The following is a 17,409-nucleotide window of genomic DNA, read 5'->3' on the forward strand; positions in this document are numbered from 1 at the left end:
GCCGCCCCTCCTCGCCGCGGTCCTTCCCGGAAGGCCGCTCCGCGTCCCCGCCCGGAGGGCTCCATGCTTCGCCTCCTCGTCGAACGTCTCCTGAAGATCGTGGTGATCCTCGTCGGGATCACCGTCGTCAACTTCGCGCTCATCCACGCCGCGCCCGGCGATCCGGCGGCCGTGATGGCGGGCGAGGCCGGGGAGGCCGACGCCATCTTCCTGGCGCAGCTGCGCGAGCGCTTCGGGCTCGACAAGCCGCTGGTCGTCCAACTCGGGCTCTATGTCGGCAATATCCTCCATCTCGACTTCGGCTATTCCTATCGCCAGGGCCGCCCGGTGATCGACCTCATCGTCGAGCGCCTGCCGGCGACGCTGCTCCTGTCGGGCACGGCCTTCGTCATCTCGCTCGGGCTCGGCGTCCTGGCCGGCGTGCTGGCGGCCTCGCGCCAGGGCCGGCCGTCCGACGCGCTCGTCTCGACCCTGGCGCTCCTCTTCTACGCAACGCCGCTCTTCTGGCTGGCCCTGATGGCGGTGCTGCTCTTCTCCGTGCAGCTCGGCTGGTTCCCCGCCTTCGGCTACGAGACGGTGGGCGCCGGCCTGACGGGCGCCGCGCGCCTTCTCGACATCCTGCATCATCTCGTCCTGCCGGCGACAACGCTCGGCCTGTTCTTCATGGCGGTCTATGTGCGCATGACGCGGGCCTCCATGCTGGAGGTGAGCCGTCTCGACTTCGTGCGCACCGCCAGGGCCAAGGGGCTGCGGCCCGGCGCCATTCTGCGCCGCCACGTGCTGCGCAACGCGCTTCTGCCGGTCGTCACGCTGGCCGGTCTCCAGGCGGGGCAGCTCGTCGGCGGCGCCATCCTCATCGAGACCGTCTTCTCCTGGCCGGGCATCGGACGCCTGATGTTCGAGGCGCTCGGGCAGCGCGACTACAATCTGCTGCTCGGCGTCTTCGTCGTCTCCGCCGCCATGGTCCTCGTCTTCAACCTGATCACCGACCTTCTCTATCGTCTGGTCGATCCGCGCATCCGGGTGTCGGCATGAGGGATTTCTGGAGCCGTTTCGCGCGCCATCGCGGCGCCATCGTCGGGCTGGGCATCCTCGCGCTCGTCCTCCTCCTCTGCGCCAGCGCGCCCTTCCTCTTCCCGCGCTCGCCCTGGTCCATGGTGCAGCGGCCCTTCCTGCCGCCCTTCGCCAACATGGCCTTTCCGCTCGGCACCGACACGATGGGCCGCGACATCGCCTCGGCTCTGGCGCATGGCGCCGGCACCTCGCTGCTCGTCGGCCTCGTCTCGACGCTGGTCTCGCTCCTCATCGGCATCCCGATCGGCGCGGCGGCGGGCTATTTCGGCGGCATGGTCGACGACGCGCTGATGCGCTTCACCGAATTCTTCCAGAGCGTGCCGAGCTTCGCCTTCGCCATCGTGCTCGTCGCGATCTTCCAGCCGAGCCTCGCCTCCATCGTCGCGGCCATAGCGCTGGTGAGCTGGCCGCCGGTGGCGCGGCTCCTGCGCGGCGAGGTCATGGCGCTGCGCTCGCGCGAATATGTCGAGGCGGCGATCCTGTCCGGCCAGCGCAGCGCCACGGTGATCTGGCGCCAGATCCTGCCCAACACGCTCTCCCCGATCATCGTCCTGTCCACGATGATGGTGGCGGCCGCCATCCTGATCGAGAGCGCCCTGTCCTTCATGGGGCTCGGCGACCCCAACATCATGTCCTGGGGCTATGTCATCGGCGCGGGGCGCGCCGTCATCCGGCAGGCCTGGTGGGTGAGCTTCTTTCCCGGCCTGATGATCCTTCTCACCGTGCTCGCGCTGAACCTCATTGGCGAGGGCCTCAATGACGCCCTGAACCCGCGGCTCGCCCGCCGGGGACGCTGAGGAGATCCGACGATGAAGCCGCATCCCAAGGCGCCCGCCCTGTCGGTCGACCGCCTCGCCATCGCCCTGCCGCCCGGCGCCGACCGGCCCTATGCCGTGGACCGCGTCAGCTTCGACCTGATCCCCGGCGAGATCCTCTGCATCGTCGGCGAGAGCGGCTCGGGCAAGTCCATGTCGGCCAATGCCGCCATGGGCCTGCTGCCCGAGACCGTGCGGCCCGTCGGCGGCCGCATCCTGATGGCGGGCGAGGACATCCTGACCTTCGACGAGGCGCGGATGCGCGCCCTGCGCGGCCGGGGCATCGCCATGATCTTCCAGGAGCCGATGACGGCGCTGAACCCCTTGATGCGGGTCGAGGACCAGATCTGCGAGATGTTCGAGGCGCATGGGCTGCTCAGCCCGAAAGAGCGCCGCGCCCGGGCGCTGGACCTCCTCGCCGAGGTCGGCCTGCCCGATCCGGCGCGGGCGGCGCGGGCCTATCCGTTCCAGCTCTCCGGCGGCCAGCGCCAGCGCGTGATGATCGCGATGGCGCTCGCCCTGGAGCCGAAGGTCCTCATCGCCGACGAGCCGACCACGGCGCTGGACGTGACGACCCAGGCTCAGATCCTGCGCCTCGTGCGCGACCTCCAGGAGCGGCGCGGCATGGCCGTGATGTTCATCACCCATGATTTCGGCGTCGTCGCCGAGATCGCCGACAAGGTGCTGGTGATGGAAAAGGGCCGCGTCGTGGAGGAGGGGACCGCCGCGGACGTGCTGAACCGCCCGCAGCATCCCTATACGCGAAAGCTCATCGCCGCGATTCCGGGCATGGGGGCGGGGAGGGCCCGCCGGGCGGAGCGCGAGACGATCCTCGCCGTCGAGGGGCTGACCAAGACCTATCGCTCCGGCGGCGGCTTCCTGTCGCCGCCGCGCGTCGTCCAGGCGGTGCAGGGCGTCTCCTTTTCGCTCGCGCGCGGCGAGACGCTCGGCATCGTCGGCGAAAGCGGCTCGGGCAAGTCCTCGGTCGGCCGCTGCCTCGTGCGCCTCCAGGACCCCGATGGCGGGCGGGTGCTGCTCGGCGGCGCCGACATGGCCCATTTGAAGGGCGAGGCGCTGCGCCAGGCGCGCCGGCGCGTGCAGATGGTGTTCCAGGACCCCTATGCCTCGCTGAACCCGCGCATCAAGGTCGGGCGCGCCATCGCCGACGGGCCGATCGCCTATGGCGCGAACCCGCGCGCCGCGCTGAAGGAGGCGGAGGCGCTTCTGGAGCGCGTCGGGCTCGACGCCTCGGCCGCCGGGCGCTTCCCGCACGAATTCTCCGGCGGCCAGCGCCAGCGCATCGGCATCGCCCGCGCGCTTGCGCTGAAGCCGGAGATCATCGTCGCCGACGAGGCGGTGTCGGCCCTCGACGTGTCGATCCAGGCCCAGGTCCTCGAACTCCTGGCCGAGCTGAAGCGCGAGCTCGACCTCTCGCTCGTCTTCATCACCCACGACCTGCGCGTCGCGGCCGAGATCTGCGACCGGGTGATGGTGATGCGGAAAGGGGCCGTCGTCGAGATCGGCACCGGCGCCGAGATCTTCGGCCAGCCGCGCGAGGACTATACGCGCGGCCTCATCGCCGCCATTCCCGGCCGCCCGACCGCCGTCGCCGCCTGAGCGCCCTTCCTCTCCGCATCGGATCCTCCATGACCTTCCTGCCCAACTCCGTCGAGGCGCGCGACATCGCCTATCAGCTCCACCCGCTGGTGGACCTCCAGAACTACGGCAAGACCGGCGCGCTCGTCATCGAGCGCGGCGAGGGCGTCTATGTCTTCGACAATACCGGCAAGCGCTATATCGAGGGGCTCGCCGGCCTCTGGTCGGTGGCGGTCGGCTTCGGCGAGATGCGCCTCTCGGACGTGGCTAAGGCGCAGATGGACAAGCTGCCCTATTACCACGTCTTCGCTCACAAGACGCACGGCCCCTCGGTGGATCTCGCCGAGAAGCTGATCCAGATGGCGCCGGTGCCGATGTCGAAGGTGCATTTCACCTCGTCCGGCTCGGAGGCCAACGACCTCGTCGTCAAGCTGATCTGGTACCGCGCCAACGCTCTCGGCCGGCCGGAGAAGAAGAAGATCATCGGCCGGGTGAAGGGCTATCACGGCGTCACCATCGCCGCCGGCTCGATCACCGGCCTGGCGCGCAACCACGCGAGCTTCGACTTGCCGCTCGACCGGATGCGGCATGTCTCCTGTCCCGACCATGCCGGCATGGCGCTGCCGGGCGAGAGCGAGATCGAGTTCTCGCGCCGCATGGCGGCCGAACTGGAGGCCTTGATCCTCGCCGAGGGGCCGGAAACGGTCGCCGCCTTCTTCGGCGAGCCGGTCATGGCGTCGGGCGGCGTCTACGTGCCGCCCGAGGGCTACTGGCAGGAAATCCAGGCGGTGCTGCGCAAATACGACGTGCTGCTCGTCGCCGACGAGGTCATCTGCGGCTTCGGCCGCACCGGCGAGATGTTCGGCTGCCAGACCTTCGGCATCGAGCCGGACGTCATGGTCCTCTCCAAGCAGATCTCCTCCTCCTACATGCCGCTCTCGGCCATCCTGATGACGGAAGGCTTCTACGCGCCGGTCGCCGAGGAATCGGCGCGGATCGGCACGTTCGGCCATGGCTTCACGGCCTCCGGCCATCCGGTCGCCACCGCCGTCGGCCTGGAGAACATCCGCATCATCGAGGAGCGCGATCTCGTCGGCAACTGCCGGCGGCGGAGCCCGCGCTTCCTCGCGCGCCTCGCCGAGCTCGCCGCGCATCCCAAGGCAAAAGCCTGGCGCGGCATCGGCCTGATCGGCGCGGTGGAGCTGAAGCCCTGGCAACAGGCGGGCGCGGCGGGCGCCGCCTTCCAGGCCGCCGCCATGGCGGAGGGCGTCATCGCCCGCGCCATCGGCGACACGCTCTGCTTCTGCCCGCCCCTCATCATCAGCGCCGAGGAGATCGAGGCGATGTTCGACGCCGTCGCCCGCGCCCTCGACGCGATTTCGGAGTGAATTTCATGGCCATGACCCCGAAGACCGATCTCGGCGAGATGAGCGCGGTCGAACTTTCGGCGCTCTTCGCCGCCGGCAAGGCCTCTCCCGTCGAGGCGACGCGCGCCGCGCTGGACCGCATCGAGCGCTTCGATCCGCTCGTCAACGCCTTCGCCCATGTCGTGCCCGAGGCGGCGCTGGCGGCGGCGCGCGAATCGGAGGCGCGCTGGGCCAGAGGCGAGCCGCGCGGGCCGCTCGACGGCGCGCCGACCACGATCAAGGAATTGACCGCCGTCATCGGCATTCCCTGGCGGCGCGGCTCGAACCTCACCGACACGGCGCCCTCGACGCGCGAGATCCTGATCGTGAAGCGCCTGCGGGCGGCGGGCGCGGTGATCCTCGGCACCACGACCTCGCCGGAATTCGGCTGGAAGGGCGTCACGCACGGGCCCGCCTTCGGCAACACGCTGAACCCGTGGCGCACCGACCGCGCCTCGGGCGGCTCGTCCGGCGGCGCGGCGGTGGCGGCCGCGCTCAACATGGGCGTCCTGCACGAGGGCTCGGACGGGGCGGGCTCGATCCGCATTCCCGGCGCCTGGAGCGGCGTCTTCGGCATCAAGCCGACCTTCGGCTGGGTGCCGGCGGACGCGCCGACCCCGCTGATGGAACTCGCCCATCGCGGTCCCCTGACCCGGACGGTCGAGGATTCGGCCCTGTTCCTCAACGCCGTGACCGGCCCTTCGCCGGAGGCGCTCTACGGCGACTGTCCCGCCGGGGTGCCCGACTGGACGGCGGCGGCGAAGGGCGAGGTAAGGGGGCTTCGCATCGGCTATAGCCGCGACTTCGGCTATGCGCGGGTCGCGCCCGACGTCGCGGCGGCGGTGGAGCGGGCGGCGCGACGCCTCGCCGAGATGGGCGCGGTGGTGGAGGAGGTCGATCCCGGCTTCGCCTCGCCGCTGGAGGCGCTGCGCGTCCTCTGGTTCGCGGCCGAATCCGTCACCGTCGACCAGTTCGCCAGGACCAAGGCGGACCGGGCGCGCATGGATCCGGGCCTCGTCGCCATCGCCGAGATCGGCCGGCGCTTCACCGCGCAGGAGCTTCTCGCCGCCGAGCGCGTGCGGTCCGAGCTGAAGGTGACGATGGCCCGCTTCCACGAGCGCCACGACGTGCTTCTCTCGCCCACCATGCCGATCACCGCGCTGCCCGCCGGCATCGATTTTCCCGAAGGCGAGGGCATGACCGACTGGACGGACTGGAGCCCCTTCACCTACCCGTTCAACATGACGGGCCAGCCGGCGGTCTCCGTGCCCTGCGGCTTCGATGCCGGCGGCCTGCCGATCGGCGTCCAGTTCGTGGCGGCGCGCTTCCACGACGACCTCGTGCTGCGCCTCGCGGCGGCCTATCAGGCGGCCCATCCGGAAGCCTTCCCGGCCGCGCCCGTCATCGCCTGAGCCTCGGCCTCTTCGCGGCGGCGCGGTGCGCCGCCACGCTTCTTCGATCCCTCGGAGCCTTCATGTCGCTTGCCTTCACTCGTTCCGAGACCGGCGGGATCGGCGCCGGTCTGACCGTCGTCGCCCCGCTGATCGATCCGCAGACGGCCGAGCGGATCGCGCGCGAGCGCTACGGCATCGAGGCCGGCGCCACCCTTCTGCCGGGGGAGAAGGACTCTAATTTCCGGCTCGCGACGAAGGAGGGGCCGTCCTTCTTCCTCAAGGTGCTGAGCCCGGGCGAGGACGCCGGGGTCTCCAACATGCACACGCAGGCGCTTCTGCACACGGCACGGCGGGCGCCGTCGCTGCCGCTGCCCCGGATCGTGCCGACGCTGGACGGCCTGCCCGAATTCCGCCTCACCGTCGGCGCGGGCGACGAGCGGACGGTGCGCCTCACCAGCTTCTCCTACGGCCGGGCGCAGTCGGGCGGCGAGCGCACGGCGGTGCAGCGCCGCGAGGCGGGCCTTCTGATGGCGCGCCTCCAGGAGGCGCTGGTCGATTTCGAGCATCCCTCGGCCGATCACGAGACCTCCTGGGACATGCGCGGCGTCCTCGGTCTGCGGCCGGCGCTCGGCGCCTTCCGCGAGGCGGCGCAGCGGCGGCGCGTCGAGGCGAGCCTCGAGCGTTTCGAGGCCGTGCTCGCCCCGCGCCTCGCCACGCTGCCTTTCCAGGTCGTCCACAATGATTTCGGCGGCGACAACATCCTCGTCGATCCCGACGCGCCCGACCGCATCACCGGCCTCATCGACTTCGGCGACATGGTGCGCACGGCCCGGGTCTTCGACGTGGCCATCGGCGCGGCCTATCAGTTCCTTGCCGGCGACGACCCGCTGGCCGGCGCGCTCGACGTCCTGTCCGGCTATGCCGCCGCCCGCGCCTTGACGCCGGACGAGATCGCGCTTCTGCCCGTCGCCATCGAGACGCGCATGGCGATGCGCGTCCTCATTCCCGAATGGCGGGCCGAGCGGTTCCCGGACCGGCGCGCCTACATCACCCGCAACAGCGCCGCCGTGTGGCATCAGTTCGATCGGCTGGACCGCATGGCGCCGGACGAGATCGCCGCCCGCATCGCCGCCGCCTGCCAGCCGTCGAGATCATGATGCCAGCCGCTCTCCCGTCCGCCGCCCGTCCCTCCGACGAGACGCTGATCGCGCGCCGCCGGGCGCTGCTCGGCGCCTCCTACCGCCTGTTCTACGACCGCCCGGTGCATCTCCTGCGCGGCGAGGACGTCTGGCTCTTCGACGCCGACGGTCGGCGCTATCTCGACGCCTATAACAACGTCCCCTGCGTCGGCCACGCCCATCCGCGCGTCGTGGAGGCCGTGTCGCGCCAGATGGCGACCCTCAACACCCATACGCGCTATCTGCACGGGGCGATCCTCGACTATACGGAACGTCTGCTCGCCACCTATCCGGCCGGGTTCGGCCATGTGATGTATACCTGCACGGGCTCGGAGGCGGTGGACCTCGCCCTGCGCATCGCCCGCCACGAGACCGGCGGCGCGGGCGTCGTCATCACCCGCAACGCCTATCACGGCACGACGGCCGTCACCGCCGGCCTGTCGCCGCTTCTCGGCCCCGCCGTGCCGCTCGGGCGGGACGTGTGGACCGTTCCGGCGCCCGACGCCCGTCTCGGCGCTGAGACCGGGGCGCGGCTCGCCGCCGACATCCGCGCCGCCTTCGCCGACATGCGCCGGCACGGGGTGCGCCCCGCCGCCTTTCTCGCCGACAGCATCTTCTCCACCGACGGCACGCGGCCCGAGCCGGCGGGCTTCCTGAAGCCGGCGATCGAGGCCGTCCACGAGGCGGGCGCGCTCTACATCGCCGACGAGGTGCAGCCGGGTTTCGGGCGCACGGGCGGCCATATGTGGGGCTTTTCCCGCCACGGCATCGTTCCCGACATGGCCGTGATGGGCAAGCCGATGGGCAACGGCCTGCCGATCGCCGGCGTCGCGCTGCGGCCGGAGGTGGCCGAGCGCTTCGGCCGGGAGGTGCGCTACTTCAACACGTTCGGCGCCAATACGGTGTCGATCGCCGCCGCGACGGCCGTGCTCGACGTGATCGAGACGGACCGCATCCTGGCGCGCGTCGATGCGAGCGGCGCCCGTCTCATGGCCGGTCTGCGCGCGCTCGCCGAGCGCCATCCCGCCATCGGCGACATCCGGGGCGCGGGCCTCTATATCGGGGTCGAGCTGGTTTCCGACGGCGCGCCCGACGGCGGCCTCGCCCGGCGGGTCGTCAACGCCATGCGCGAGGGCGGCGTGCTGATCGGCGCCTCGGGGCCGGCCGACAACGTCCTGAAGATCCGCCCGCCCTTGACCTTCTCGGCCGCCCACGCCGATCTGCTTCTGGAGAGTCTGGCCTCGGCGCTGGGGGAGGCGCTCTCCGAGGAAGGATGACGAGGAATGCGGCAGGATCTGATGCCGGCGGCCAGGGCGCCCCGTTCGGACGTCGCGCGGGTCGATGCCTCGAAGGCGGCGCGCGTCTATGCCGAACTGCGCGAGGACATCATGTCGATGCGCCTCCGGCCCGGCGAGCGCCTGATCGAGAAGGATCTCTGCGAGACGCTCGGCGTGTCGCGCACGCCGCTGCGCGACGCCATCCTGCGGCTCGCGCAGGAGCGGCTCGTCACCGTGGTGCCGAGCGACGCGACCTTCGTCAACAAGATCGCCGCCGATGCCGTGGTCGAGGGACAGATCGTGCGCGAAAGCCTGGAACTGCGCATGGTGGCGCTCGCCGCCGAGCTCTTCGATCCGGCCTTCGCGCCGGAATTCGAGCTCGTGCTCTTTCGCGAGCGCCAGGCGGCGGAGCGGCAGGACAACGACGAATCCTTCCTGCTCGACAACGACTTCCATCGGCTCGTCTGCGAATGCGCGGGGTTCCCGCATGTCTGGGAGACGATCCGCAACGCCACCGGGCAGCTCGACCGGGTGCGCCGGCGCTCCTTTCCGCTGCAGGACTTCCACATGGAGGTGCTGAGCGAGCATCAGTCGATCTTCGAGGCGCTCGCCCGCCGCGACACCGCGACGGCGACCCGCCTGATGACGGCGCATCTCCACGACAATCTGCGCTCGCTGCGGGTGCTTCTCGACCGCGAGCCCGAACTCGTCGATCTCGACCCGCGATCGGCCGCCGCCATGCTGATCCCGGCCGCTTGACGTACCGCGCCCAACCCCCGCGCTTGGGTTCCGCGTCCATACAGGCCGCTCGGCTTCGTCCAGCAGCTGCGCGACGGCGTCAGGCTTTGACGGCCAAGGCGTGTCGGACGGCGCGATCGTCGATGAGATCGCTGGTCGCCGGCGTCCCAACTTCGACGACGGCCTCCTCAAGACGGCCATCTATCATGCGGCGGCGCGCCGAAACGACGCCGAAGGGTTGCCGGATGTCCAGACATTCGGCGGGAAGCGCCAGCGTATCGGCTGGGACATCGAAGACCTCATGCCATGGCGGTTCGAACCCATCGGAGCCAGCCTTGCCGCCGCTTGATAGGAAGTGCCGGTCCCTCGACTGCTTGGTAGGGTGGCGGCGATAAGGGAGCCGCGACGTGAATCTGAGATTCCTCGAAACCTTCGTGCTCGCCGCGAGGCTCAACAGCTTTTCCGCTGCGGCGGAGAAACTGAACACCACGCAGGCTGCCGCCTCCAATCGCATCGCCACCCTGGAGCGGGAGCTCGGCGTACGCCTTTTCGACCGCGACACGCGCGGGATTCGGCTGACGCCCGAAGGACGGCGTGCGCTCGATCTCGCCGAAGAGATCGTCAGGCTGAGCGCTGGCTTTCGAGAGGCCGTCTCCAATCCCGCGGCACTGCTGGGCACTGTTCGCATCGGAGCATCCGACACGATCGCCTATTCCTGGCTTCCCGAGTTGATCCGCCGGATGCGGCGCCGCTATCCGAGCGTCGGCATCGACGTCAACATCGATACGAGCCTCAACCTGGCCAAGCAGATCGAGGAAGGACGCATCGACCTCGGCATCATCATGGGGCCGGTCAACGCGCCAATCGTCCATAGCATCGAGATTTGCACCTTCACGTCCTGCTGGGTCGCCTCCACTTCGTTGGAGCTTCCCGCGACGGGCCTCGAACTGGCGGATATCGCCGCCTATCCGCTGTTGACCTTCTCGACGGGCTCGCAGCCCCATAAAGCTCTCCTCAGGCTCCTCTCGGGCGCGGGACTCGACCAGTTCCAAATCTACAATTCCAATTCGCTGGCGATCATGACGCGCATGGTCTCCAGCGGCGTTGGCATCGGCGCCCTGCCGCTCGTTCTCGTGGACGACCTCGTCAAGGCCGGCGTCGCGCGAATCCTCGATATCGCGCCGGCCCTCCCATCCCTGACATTTCATGTCGTCTATCAAGAGCAGAGCGAAGATGCTCTCGAACGCGTCATCACGGCCATGGCGCAGGAGATCGTGTCGGAGGCCCGGAAGCCGGCACCATTGGCTATGCCTAATTCCTATGCGGCAATGCAGAATGTTTAATCCATAAGCATTGCTTGTGCCGGATCATAGGAATTTCCCGTTTGTCCCCTTGTCCATGCTCGGCTTCAATGGTGGCAGAGCTTCAAGGAGGACCGATGTGAAAGTCTCGCTGATCCAAATGAACACGCAGGATGACCTCGATCGGAACATCGAGACGGCGATCTCGATGGTCGAGAAGGTAGTCGAAAAGGAGGGTCCGGACCTTGTCGTTCTGCCCGAGTACTTCGCATATCTTGCCGACGGGCCGCAGAATATGCACGGCAGCGGCGAGGTCTTCCCGGACGGCCCGATCTATAAAGCGCTTTCCAACTTGGCAACCAGGTTGAACATCACTCTCCATGCCGGCTCCATCGTCGAGCGCGAGGGCAATCAGCATTTCAACACCAGTCTGGTCTTCGGCCCGGGCGGCGAGGAACTCGCGCGCTATCGCAAGATCCATCTCTTCGACGTGGATACGCCGAACGGCATCAGCTACCGCGAGTCGGACTCGGTCGCGCGCGGCACCGAGGTCGTGACCTACAAGGTCGGCGAGCGGACGGTGGGCTGCGCCATCTGCTACGACATTCGCTTCCCCGAACTTTTCCGCGCCTTGCGCGACAAAGGCGCGGACGTGATCGTCCTGCCGGCGGCTTTCACGCTGATGACCGGCAAGGATCATTGGGAACTGCTGGCCCGCGCGCGCGCCGCCGAGACCCAGACCTATTTCGTCGCCGTCGGGCAGACCGGAACCCATGCCGAAGGCAAGAAGGCCTGCTGGGGGCATTCCATGGTCGTCGATCCCTGGGGCCACCTGATCGCTCAATGCTCCGACGGCGTCGGGGCAGCCAGCGCGACGCTCGACTTCGACTACAGCGCCAAGGTGCGGGCGAACGTGCCTGTCGCCAGTCACCACGTACTTTGAGCGGATCGCCGTCATGTTCCACATTCAGCCCATGCCCGCGCAGATCGATGCGGATCTCGTCGCCCTTCTCGAGCGCGTCGAAGTCGCCACGATCGGCCATGTGCTCCATTCCGGCTTCGTCGATCCCTCGATCCGTTCGGTGTTGCCGAACAAGCGAGTGGCCGGCACGGCGGTGACGCTGCGCATTCCCAATGCCGACTCGACCCTGCTCCACTACCTGACCCAGCTCGTCCGGCCCGGCGACATCGTCCTGGTCGATCGCTGCGGCGACGTCCGCCACGCCTGCTGGGGCGGCGTCATCACCAACGCGATGAAACTGGCCGGCGTGAAGGCGGGCGTGATCGACGGCCCCGCGACGGACTTCTCGGAGTTCGCGAAGGTGGACATGCCGATGTGGTGCCGAGGACCTTCGCCGATCACCACCAAGATTCTGGGGCTCGAAGGCGCGCTGAACGTCCCGATCAGCGTCGGCGGCCAGACGATCCATCCCGGCGACGCGGTCCTGTGCGACGAGAGCGGCGTGGTGGCGCTTCGCCCCGGAGAGGCCCGGGCCGTCGCCGAACGCGCGATCCGGATGCAGGAGGACGAGATCGTGCTGCTGGAACGGCTGCGCGCCGGCGAGAAACTGCCGGACATCTCGGGCGCGAACGCGCTCGTCCACGCCAGAAAGGTCGCCTGACCAGGACGCGTCCGGTCTCGCATCGTCATGCCGAACCGATGCCCGACGGGCATCCGCTGGAGACTCATGGAATGAGAACATTCGGACTTCTCGCGGCCCTGGCCATGATGGCCGGCACCGCCGTTCCCGCTCTCGCCCAGGAGCGGGTTACGCTCGTCGCCTATGGCGGCCTGTTCCAGGAGCGCTACACCAAGGCCGTCATCGAGCCCTTCATGACGGCCAATCCGGACATCGCCGTCGAGTATTTCCCGCTCCAGGGCTCGGCGCAGATGCTCGGCACGCTTCGCGCCCAGAAAGCGGCGCCGCAGGCCGACATGACCATCATGGACATGTCGGTCGCCAAGACGGGAACGGACGAAGGCCTGTTCGACCGCGTGGACGAAGGCGTGTCACCCCACGTCGCCGATCTTTATCCCAATGCCCGCTTCGAGAATGTCGCCGGTGTCGGTCTCACCTTCGACAATCTCGTTCTTCTCTCCGACACGCAGGCGGTGCCGACCCCGCCCTCCTCCTGGGGCGCGTTGAGGGATCCCGCCTACAAGGGCAAGGTCGCCATGCTGGCCGCGCCCGATCTCGTCGGCATCGGCCTGACGGTGGTCCTCGATCATGCCGCCGGCGGCACGGACCCGATCGCCAACGTCGATCGAGGCATCGCGGCGATGAAGGAGATCGCTCCGAACATCCAGACCTGGGAGCCCAAGCCGGAGATCTATCCCACGGTGGCGAACGGCCAGGTCTCGCTCGGCGTCGGCTGGAATGCCCGCTCGCAGGTCAATGCCGAGACATCCGGCGGCCGTCTCGCCGTGACCCTTCCGGCCGAAGGCAGCGTGTTGCAGATCAACACGATCAACCTCGTCAAAAACGCTCCCAATGCGGGAGCGGCGCGCAGGTTCATCGACTACGCTCTCAGCCCGGAAGCCCAGAAGTCCTTCACCGAGGCGATGTATTACGCTCCGACCAACCGCAACGCCGACATCGCTCCAGGCGTGATCGACCGCACGGTCGTCAAGTCGATGGACGCGATGATCCCTCTCGATTGGGTCGCCCTCGCGGCCGTTCGCGACCGCATCACCGAGCAGTGGCGCCGGCAGGTGATCCCGCTGAGCCGCTGACGCGACGATGCCGTCCGAGCGGGGAAACCTCGATCGGACGGCACGCGCGCTGAGGCAACCGATCTCGAGAGAACAGGTGATCTTCATGCAGACCGATGTCGCGAATCCCCGGGGCCATCTGTCCCTCCGTGGCCTGACGAAACGCTTCGAAGGCCTGACCGCCGTCGATCATCTCGACCTCGACGTCGCAAAGGGCGAGCTCGTCGCCTTTCTCGGCCCCTCCGGATGCGGCAAGTCCACCTCGCTGCGAATGATCGCGGGCCTGTCGCAGGCAACGTCGGGCACGATCGCCATCGGCGGACGCGACGTGACGAACGTGCCGCCCTATCGCCGCGACATCGGTCTGGTCTTTCAGAGCTACGCGCTCTTCCCCCACATGACCGTCCTCAAGAACGTCATGTTCGGGCTGGAGATGCGCAAGGTGTCGGCAGCCGAGGCCGAAAGGCGGGCGCGCGAGGCGATCGCTCTGGTTCAACTCTCCGGCCGCGAGGACCGTCGCCCCGCGCAGCTTTCGGGTGGTCAGCAGCAGCGCGTCGCTCTGGCGCGCGCGCTCGTGATCCAGCCCTCGATCCTTCTCTTCGACGAGCCCCTGTCCAATCTCGACGCCAAGCTGCGCGACGAGATGCGCGCCGAGATCCGCGACATCCAGAAGCGGCTCGCGATCACCTCCATCTTCGTGACCCACGATCAGGTCGAGGCTCTCTCTATGTGCGACAAGGTCGCGGTCATGAACGGCGGGCGCCTGGAGCAGCTCGGCACGCCTTTCGAGCTCTACGAGCGCCCGGCCACGCCCTTCGTCGCGTCCTTCGTCGGCCGCACGAACCGACTGAGCGGAACCGCCACCGGCGAAAGCGTGGACATCGGCGGGATGCGCCTGGCGATGCCAGGCCGCCATGCCGGCCCCGTCGACATCATGATCCGTCCGCATCGCATCCAAATGTCAGTCACCGGGCAGGGAGGGGCGGGCGAGGGCGCGGCGTCGAACCGGATCACGGGAACGATCCGCTCGTCCTCCTATTCGGGCGATCTCCTGCAATATGACGTCGCCGCCGAAGGGCAGGTCTTCAGGATCGAGCGCGTGACGCGATCGATCGAGCCGCCGCTGGACAACGGCACGCCCGTCGATCTGTCCTGGCAGATCGGCGATACTCTCGTCTTCGAGGCCGCCCGATGACCGCGCTGGCCGTCGCTGCCCGAGGCTCGGGAAAGCCCAGGATCGCGGCGCCCGGACTCGCCATCGCGCTCCTGGGGCCGATCGCCATCGTGAACGGCTTCGCCTTCATGCTGCCCGTCCTCAACCTCCTTCGCCTGTCCTTCCAGGAGGCGCTTCCGGGCGGCGGTCTCGGCGAAGCCTACACGACCGCCAACTGGGCCGGCACGCTCGCGGACAGCTTCTATCTCGACCTGATCTGGCAGAGCGTCACGACGAGCCTCATGATCACGGTGTTGGCGCTCGTCGCCTCCTATCCGATCGCGCTCTACCTTCACCGTGCGCGAGGGCGTTGGAAGACCGTCCTCCTCGTGCTCGTCGTCTCGCCGCTCCTGACATCGGCCGTGGTGCGCACCTATGGTTGGATCGCGATCCTGGCCGATGACGGGCTGATCAACAATCTGCTCCACGTCCTGGGCTTCGAGGCGGGCGTCCGATTGCTGTTCAACAAGATCGGCGTCGTGATCGGCCTGACCGAAATCCTGATGCCCTACATGATCCTGGCGCTCCTGGCCGGCTTCGGCCGCCTCGATCCGCGCGTCGAGGAAGCGGCCGAGACGCTCGGCGCCCCACCCTGGAAGGTCTTCTGGCGGGTGGTCGTTCCTCTGACCATGCCGGGCGTGGCTCTGGGATGCCTTCTCTGCTTCGTCCTGGCGGTGAGTTCCTTCATCACGCCGAAGCTTCTCGGCGGGGGACGTGTCTTCCTGCTCGCCACGGAAATCTACGACCAGGCGATCGTGACGCTGAACTGGCCGCTTGCCGCGACCTTGTCGATGATCGTTCTCGTGATCTTCGGCGCGGCGCTCGTTCTTTATTCGCGCCTTCTCCGCGCCATCGCCTGAGAGGAAACAGGATGGAAGACCGCCCGATTTCCCCGGCTCTGAAGATCGCCGCCGTCCTGATGTTCGTGTTCCTCCTGGCGCCGGTGCTTCTCGTCGTGCCGATCTCCTTCTCGGCCGACAACTATATGAGCTTCCCGCCGTCCGGCTGGAGCTTCAAATGGTATGCGGCCTTCTTCTCGAACGGCCGCATGCTCGAAGCGCTGGGCACGAGTACGCTCCTGGCCCTGATCGTCACGGCTCTGTCGCTGCTGATCGCCCTCCCGGCCTCCTATGCGCTCGTGCGGTCGAGGATTCTGGGAGCGGATACGCTCCTGGCGATCTTCACCGCGCCGCTCCTCCTCCCCACCATCGTTCTCGGTCTGGCCATACTCATCGTCTTCGCCGGCAACGGGCTGCTCGGAACGTTCGCGGGGCTGACCATCGCCCATCTCGTCATCGTGCTGCCCTACGCCCTCCGGGTGCTCACGACCTCGCTGTCGGGATTGCGCATCGTCACCGAGGAGGCGGCATCGACGCTCGGCGCCTCGCCGCTCATGGTCGTCCGACGCGTGACGCTGCCTCTGATGATGCCAGGCATCGTCGCGACCGCCGCGCTCGCCTTCCTCGTATCCTTCGACGAGGCGGTGATATCGCTGTTCCTGACGGGGCCGCGTATCACCACCTTGCCCGTGGCGATGTACCAGCATGTGGACGCCCATGCCGACCCGCTGGTCGCCTCGATCTCGGTGCTTCTGATCGTGCTGACGCTGGCGGTGGTGATCGTCGTGGACCGCTCGGTCGGGCTGACGAAGGCCTTCGTGAAATAGAGCGCCTGCGCCAGCGGCTTATCGGCGCGTTATCGGCGGGCATGCCTGCGTCTTTGCTGACCTGAGATCTGTCATGGCGAAGGCGAGCCCGGCCTGCTCGGGCGACGTTCTTGCCAGGCTCGCCGGCGACACGGCGGTGGAGCGGACGATGACGCGGTTCTGCCTCGCGGACCTCCCGCTGCGCATGTTCCTTTCGGCGGCGTTGATCCCCCGTGAGAGCGACGAGATCACGAGACTGATCCTCGATACGATGGCGAAGCCGCCTTTGCGCCGATCGGCGGCATGACGGTCGGCACGAGCGCTTCATGGCCCGCACCGCCGAACCGGAGGGCTGGACGTCACAGTTCCGCGAGATCATGTTCGACGTGAAGCTCGAGGCGCACGATCTGCGTGGTGACGAAGCGCTGTTCGGAGAGGCGCTGAGGCCGGACAGCTACACGGAGAGCCAAGCGCTGGCGGCCGACCTGCGGGCTGCGGGGTCGGACGGCATTGCCTATCCGAGCTGCCGCCAGCCGGGCGGCGAGTGCGTCGCGCTGTTCTACTCCGATCTGCAGCGAACCCCGTTCAGGGGCGACACGTCGACTATCACTGGGATGGTGCGCGGGTCGATTTCTACCGCGAGGTCGGCAGCGGCGCCGTCTACCGCATCTAGGCTGAGTCATGAGCGGCATGGCGATCAAAGCGGTACTCCCCAGCGCGCCCGAACACGCTCGAGAACGCCGTGATTTCCACCCAATTGGTTGCAGTTTAGTTGAAGCTGGCGAGGGACGGACGATCCGCCTCGTTGATAAATCAGCTAAGTCTCTATTCTTGCTGCAAAGTTTTGGCGCACCCGACAGGATTCGAACCTGTGACCTCTGCCTTCGGAGGGCAGCACTCTATCCAGCTGAGCTACGGGTGCCCGGGTCCGTGACGGGACCGGTGCGAACCCTAGGGCTCGCATTCGCTTCCTAGCCCATCGCGCGCGGCGCGGCAAGAATGCTTCTTCGATCGGCGTCGGCTTCGGCGGAAAGAGGCCGCGATCGTGTGTGGCCCATT

General features: G+C 68.1%; 18 protein-coding genes and 1 tRNA gene. 18 read left to right on the forward strand and 1 reads right to left on the reverse strand.

Features of this window, described 5'->3' with window-relative positions; genetic code table 11:
• Positions 1-63 precede the first annotated feature (63 nt).
• The 18 genes from IEY14_RS22770 to IEY14_RS22855 all read left to right on the forward strand — a co-directional run bounded on the left by IEY14_RS22770 (position 64) and on the right by IEY14_RS22855 (position 17,096).
• Positions 64-1,035 carry an ABC transporter permease gene (locus tag IEY14_RS22770; RefSeq protein ID WP_188912637.1) on the forward strand — a complete coding sequence of 324 codons (972 nt, stop codon included), beginning with the start codon at positions 64-66 and terminating at the stop codon, positions 1,033-1,035.
• On the forward strand, positions 1,032-1,871 hold the full coding sequence (locus IEY14_RS22775) for an ABC transporter permease (protein ID WP_188912639.1): 840 nt from the start codon (positions 1,032-1,034) through the stop codon (positions 1,869-1,871). Before IEY14_RS22770 ends, IEY14_RS22775 begins: the two co-directional genes overlap by 4 nt.
• Positions 1,872-1,883: 12 nt before the next feature.
• Positions 1,884-3,506 carry an ABC transporter ATP-binding protein gene (locus IEY14_RS22780; protein WP_188912641.1) on the forward strand — a complete coding sequence of 541 codons (1,623 nt, stop codon included), beginning with the start codon at positions 1,884-1,886 and terminating at the stop codon, positions 3,504-3,506.
• A 29-nt stretch (positions 3,507-3,535) separates the two neighbouring features.
• Positions 3,536-4,873 carry an aspartate aminotransferase family protein gene (locus tag IEY14_RS22785; protein WP_188912643.1) on the forward strand — a complete coding sequence of 446 codons (1,338 nt, stop codon included), beginning with the start codon at positions 3,536-3,538 and terminating at the stop codon, positions 4,871-4,873.
• A 5-nt stretch (positions 4,874-4,878) separates the two neighbouring features.
• Entirely contained in the window at positions 4,879-6,303 is a 1,425-nt protein-coding gene (locus tag IEY14_RS22790; RefSeq protein WP_210318550.1) for an amidase, read from the forward strand.
• A 62-nt stretch (positions 6,304-6,365) separates the two neighbouring features.
• Entirely contained in the window at positions 6,366-7,442 is a 1,077-nt protein-coding gene (locus IEY14_RS22795; RefSeq protein WP_188912646.1) for a phosphotransferase, read from the forward strand.
• The gene (locus IEY14_RS22800; RefSeq protein WP_210318552.1) at positions 7,442-8,740 is read left to right on the forward strand and encodes an aspartate aminotransferase family protein; all 1,299 of its coding nucleotides are present in this window, start codon (positions 7,442-7,444) and stop codon (positions 8,738-8,740) included. Before IEY14_RS22795 ends, IEY14_RS22800 begins: the two co-directional genes overlap by 1 nt.
• Positions 8,741-8,746: 6 nt before the next feature.
• The gene (locus IEY14_RS22805) at positions 8,747-9,499 is read left to right on the forward strand and encodes a GntR family transcriptional regulator (protein ID WP_188912650.1); all 753 of its coding nucleotides are present in this window, start codon (positions 8,747-8,749) and stop codon (positions 9,497-9,499) included.
• Positions 9,500-9,599: 100 nt separating this feature from the next.
• Positions 9,600-9,827, forward strand: a complete 228-nt coding sequence (locus tag IEY14_RS22810; RefSeq protein ID WP_188912652.1) for a hypothetical protein — start codon at positions 9,600-9,602, stop codon at positions 9,825-9,827.
• A gap of 58 nt (positions 9,828-9,885) precedes the next feature.
• The gene (locus IEY14_RS22815; protein ID WP_188912654.1) at positions 9,886-10,821 is read left to right on the forward strand and encodes a LysR family transcriptional regulator; all 936 of its coding nucleotides are present in this window, start codon (positions 9,886-9,888) and stop codon (positions 10,819-10,821) included.
• 97 nt (positions 10,822-10,918) lie between these two features.
• The gene (locus tag IEY14_RS22820) at positions 10,919-11,722 is read left to right on the forward strand and encodes a carbon-nitrogen hydrolase family protein (RefSeq protein ID WP_188912656.1); all 804 of its coding nucleotides are present in this window, start codon (positions 10,919-10,921) and stop codon (positions 11,720-11,722) included.
• Between the two features lie 13 nt (positions 11,723-11,735).
• Positions 11,736-12,401 carry an RraA family protein gene (locus IEY14_RS22825; RefSeq protein WP_188912658.1) on the forward strand — a complete coding sequence of 222 codons (666 nt, stop codon included), beginning with the start codon at positions 11,736-11,738 and terminating at the stop codon, positions 12,399-12,401.
• Between the two features lie 71 nt (positions 12,402-12,472).
• Positions 12,473-13,513 (forward strand): ABC transporter substrate-binding protein, encoded by a 1,041-nt coding sequence (locus tag IEY14_RS22830; protein WP_188912659.1) that lies wholly within the window; start codon positions 12,473-12,475, stop codon positions 13,511-13,513.
• An 85-nt stretch (positions 13,514-13,598) separates the two neighbouring features.
• On the forward strand, positions 13,599-14,687 hold the full coding sequence (locus IEY14_RS22835; RefSeq protein WP_188912660.1) for an ABC transporter ATP-binding protein: 1,089 nt from the start codon (positions 13,599-13,601) through the stop codon (positions 14,685-14,687).
• Complete coding sequence (locus tag IEY14_RS22840) at positions 14,684-15,565, forward strand: ABC transporter permease (RefSeq protein ID WP_188912661.1); 882 nt, start codon at positions 14,684-14,686, stop codon at positions 15,563-15,565. The genes IEY14_RS22835 and IEY14_RS22840 overlap by 4 nt, the downstream gene beginning before the upstream one ends.
• Positions 15,566-15,576: 11 nt before the next feature.
• Complete coding sequence (locus IEY14_RS22845; protein WP_188912662.1) at positions 15,577-16,371, forward strand: ABC transporter permease; 795 nt, start codon at positions 15,577-15,579, stop codon at positions 16,369-16,371.
• A 61-nt stretch (positions 16,372-16,432) separates the two neighbouring features.
• The gene (gene eutB / locus IEY14_RS22850) at positions 16,433-16,657 is read left to right on the forward strand and encodes an ethanolamine ammonia-lyase subunit EutB (protein ID WP_373289039.1); all 225 of its coding nucleotides are present in this window, start codon (positions 16,433-16,435) and stop codon (positions 16,655-16,657) included.
• A 19-nt stretch (positions 16,658-16,676) separates the two neighbouring features.
• Positions 16,677-17,096, forward strand: coding sequence for an RES family NAD+ phosphorylase (locus IEY14_RS22855; RefSeq protein ID WP_244639640.1), 420 nt, complete (start codon positions 16,677-16,679; stop codon positions 17,094-17,096).
• Positions 17,097-17,195: 99 nt separating this feature from the next.
• Here IEY14_RS22855 and IEY14_RS22860 read toward each other — a convergent pair.
• Positions 17,196-17,272 (reverse strand) — tRNA-Arg (locus tag IEY14_RS22860).
• Positions 17,273-17,409 lie beyond the last annotated feature (137 nt).

This window comes from Aureimonas endophytica (assembly GCF_014642635.1).
In the GTDB taxonomy this organism is placed as follows: domain Bacteria; phylum Pseudomonadota; class Alphaproteobacteria; order Rhizobiales; family Rhizobiaceae; genus Plantimonas; species Plantimonas endophytica.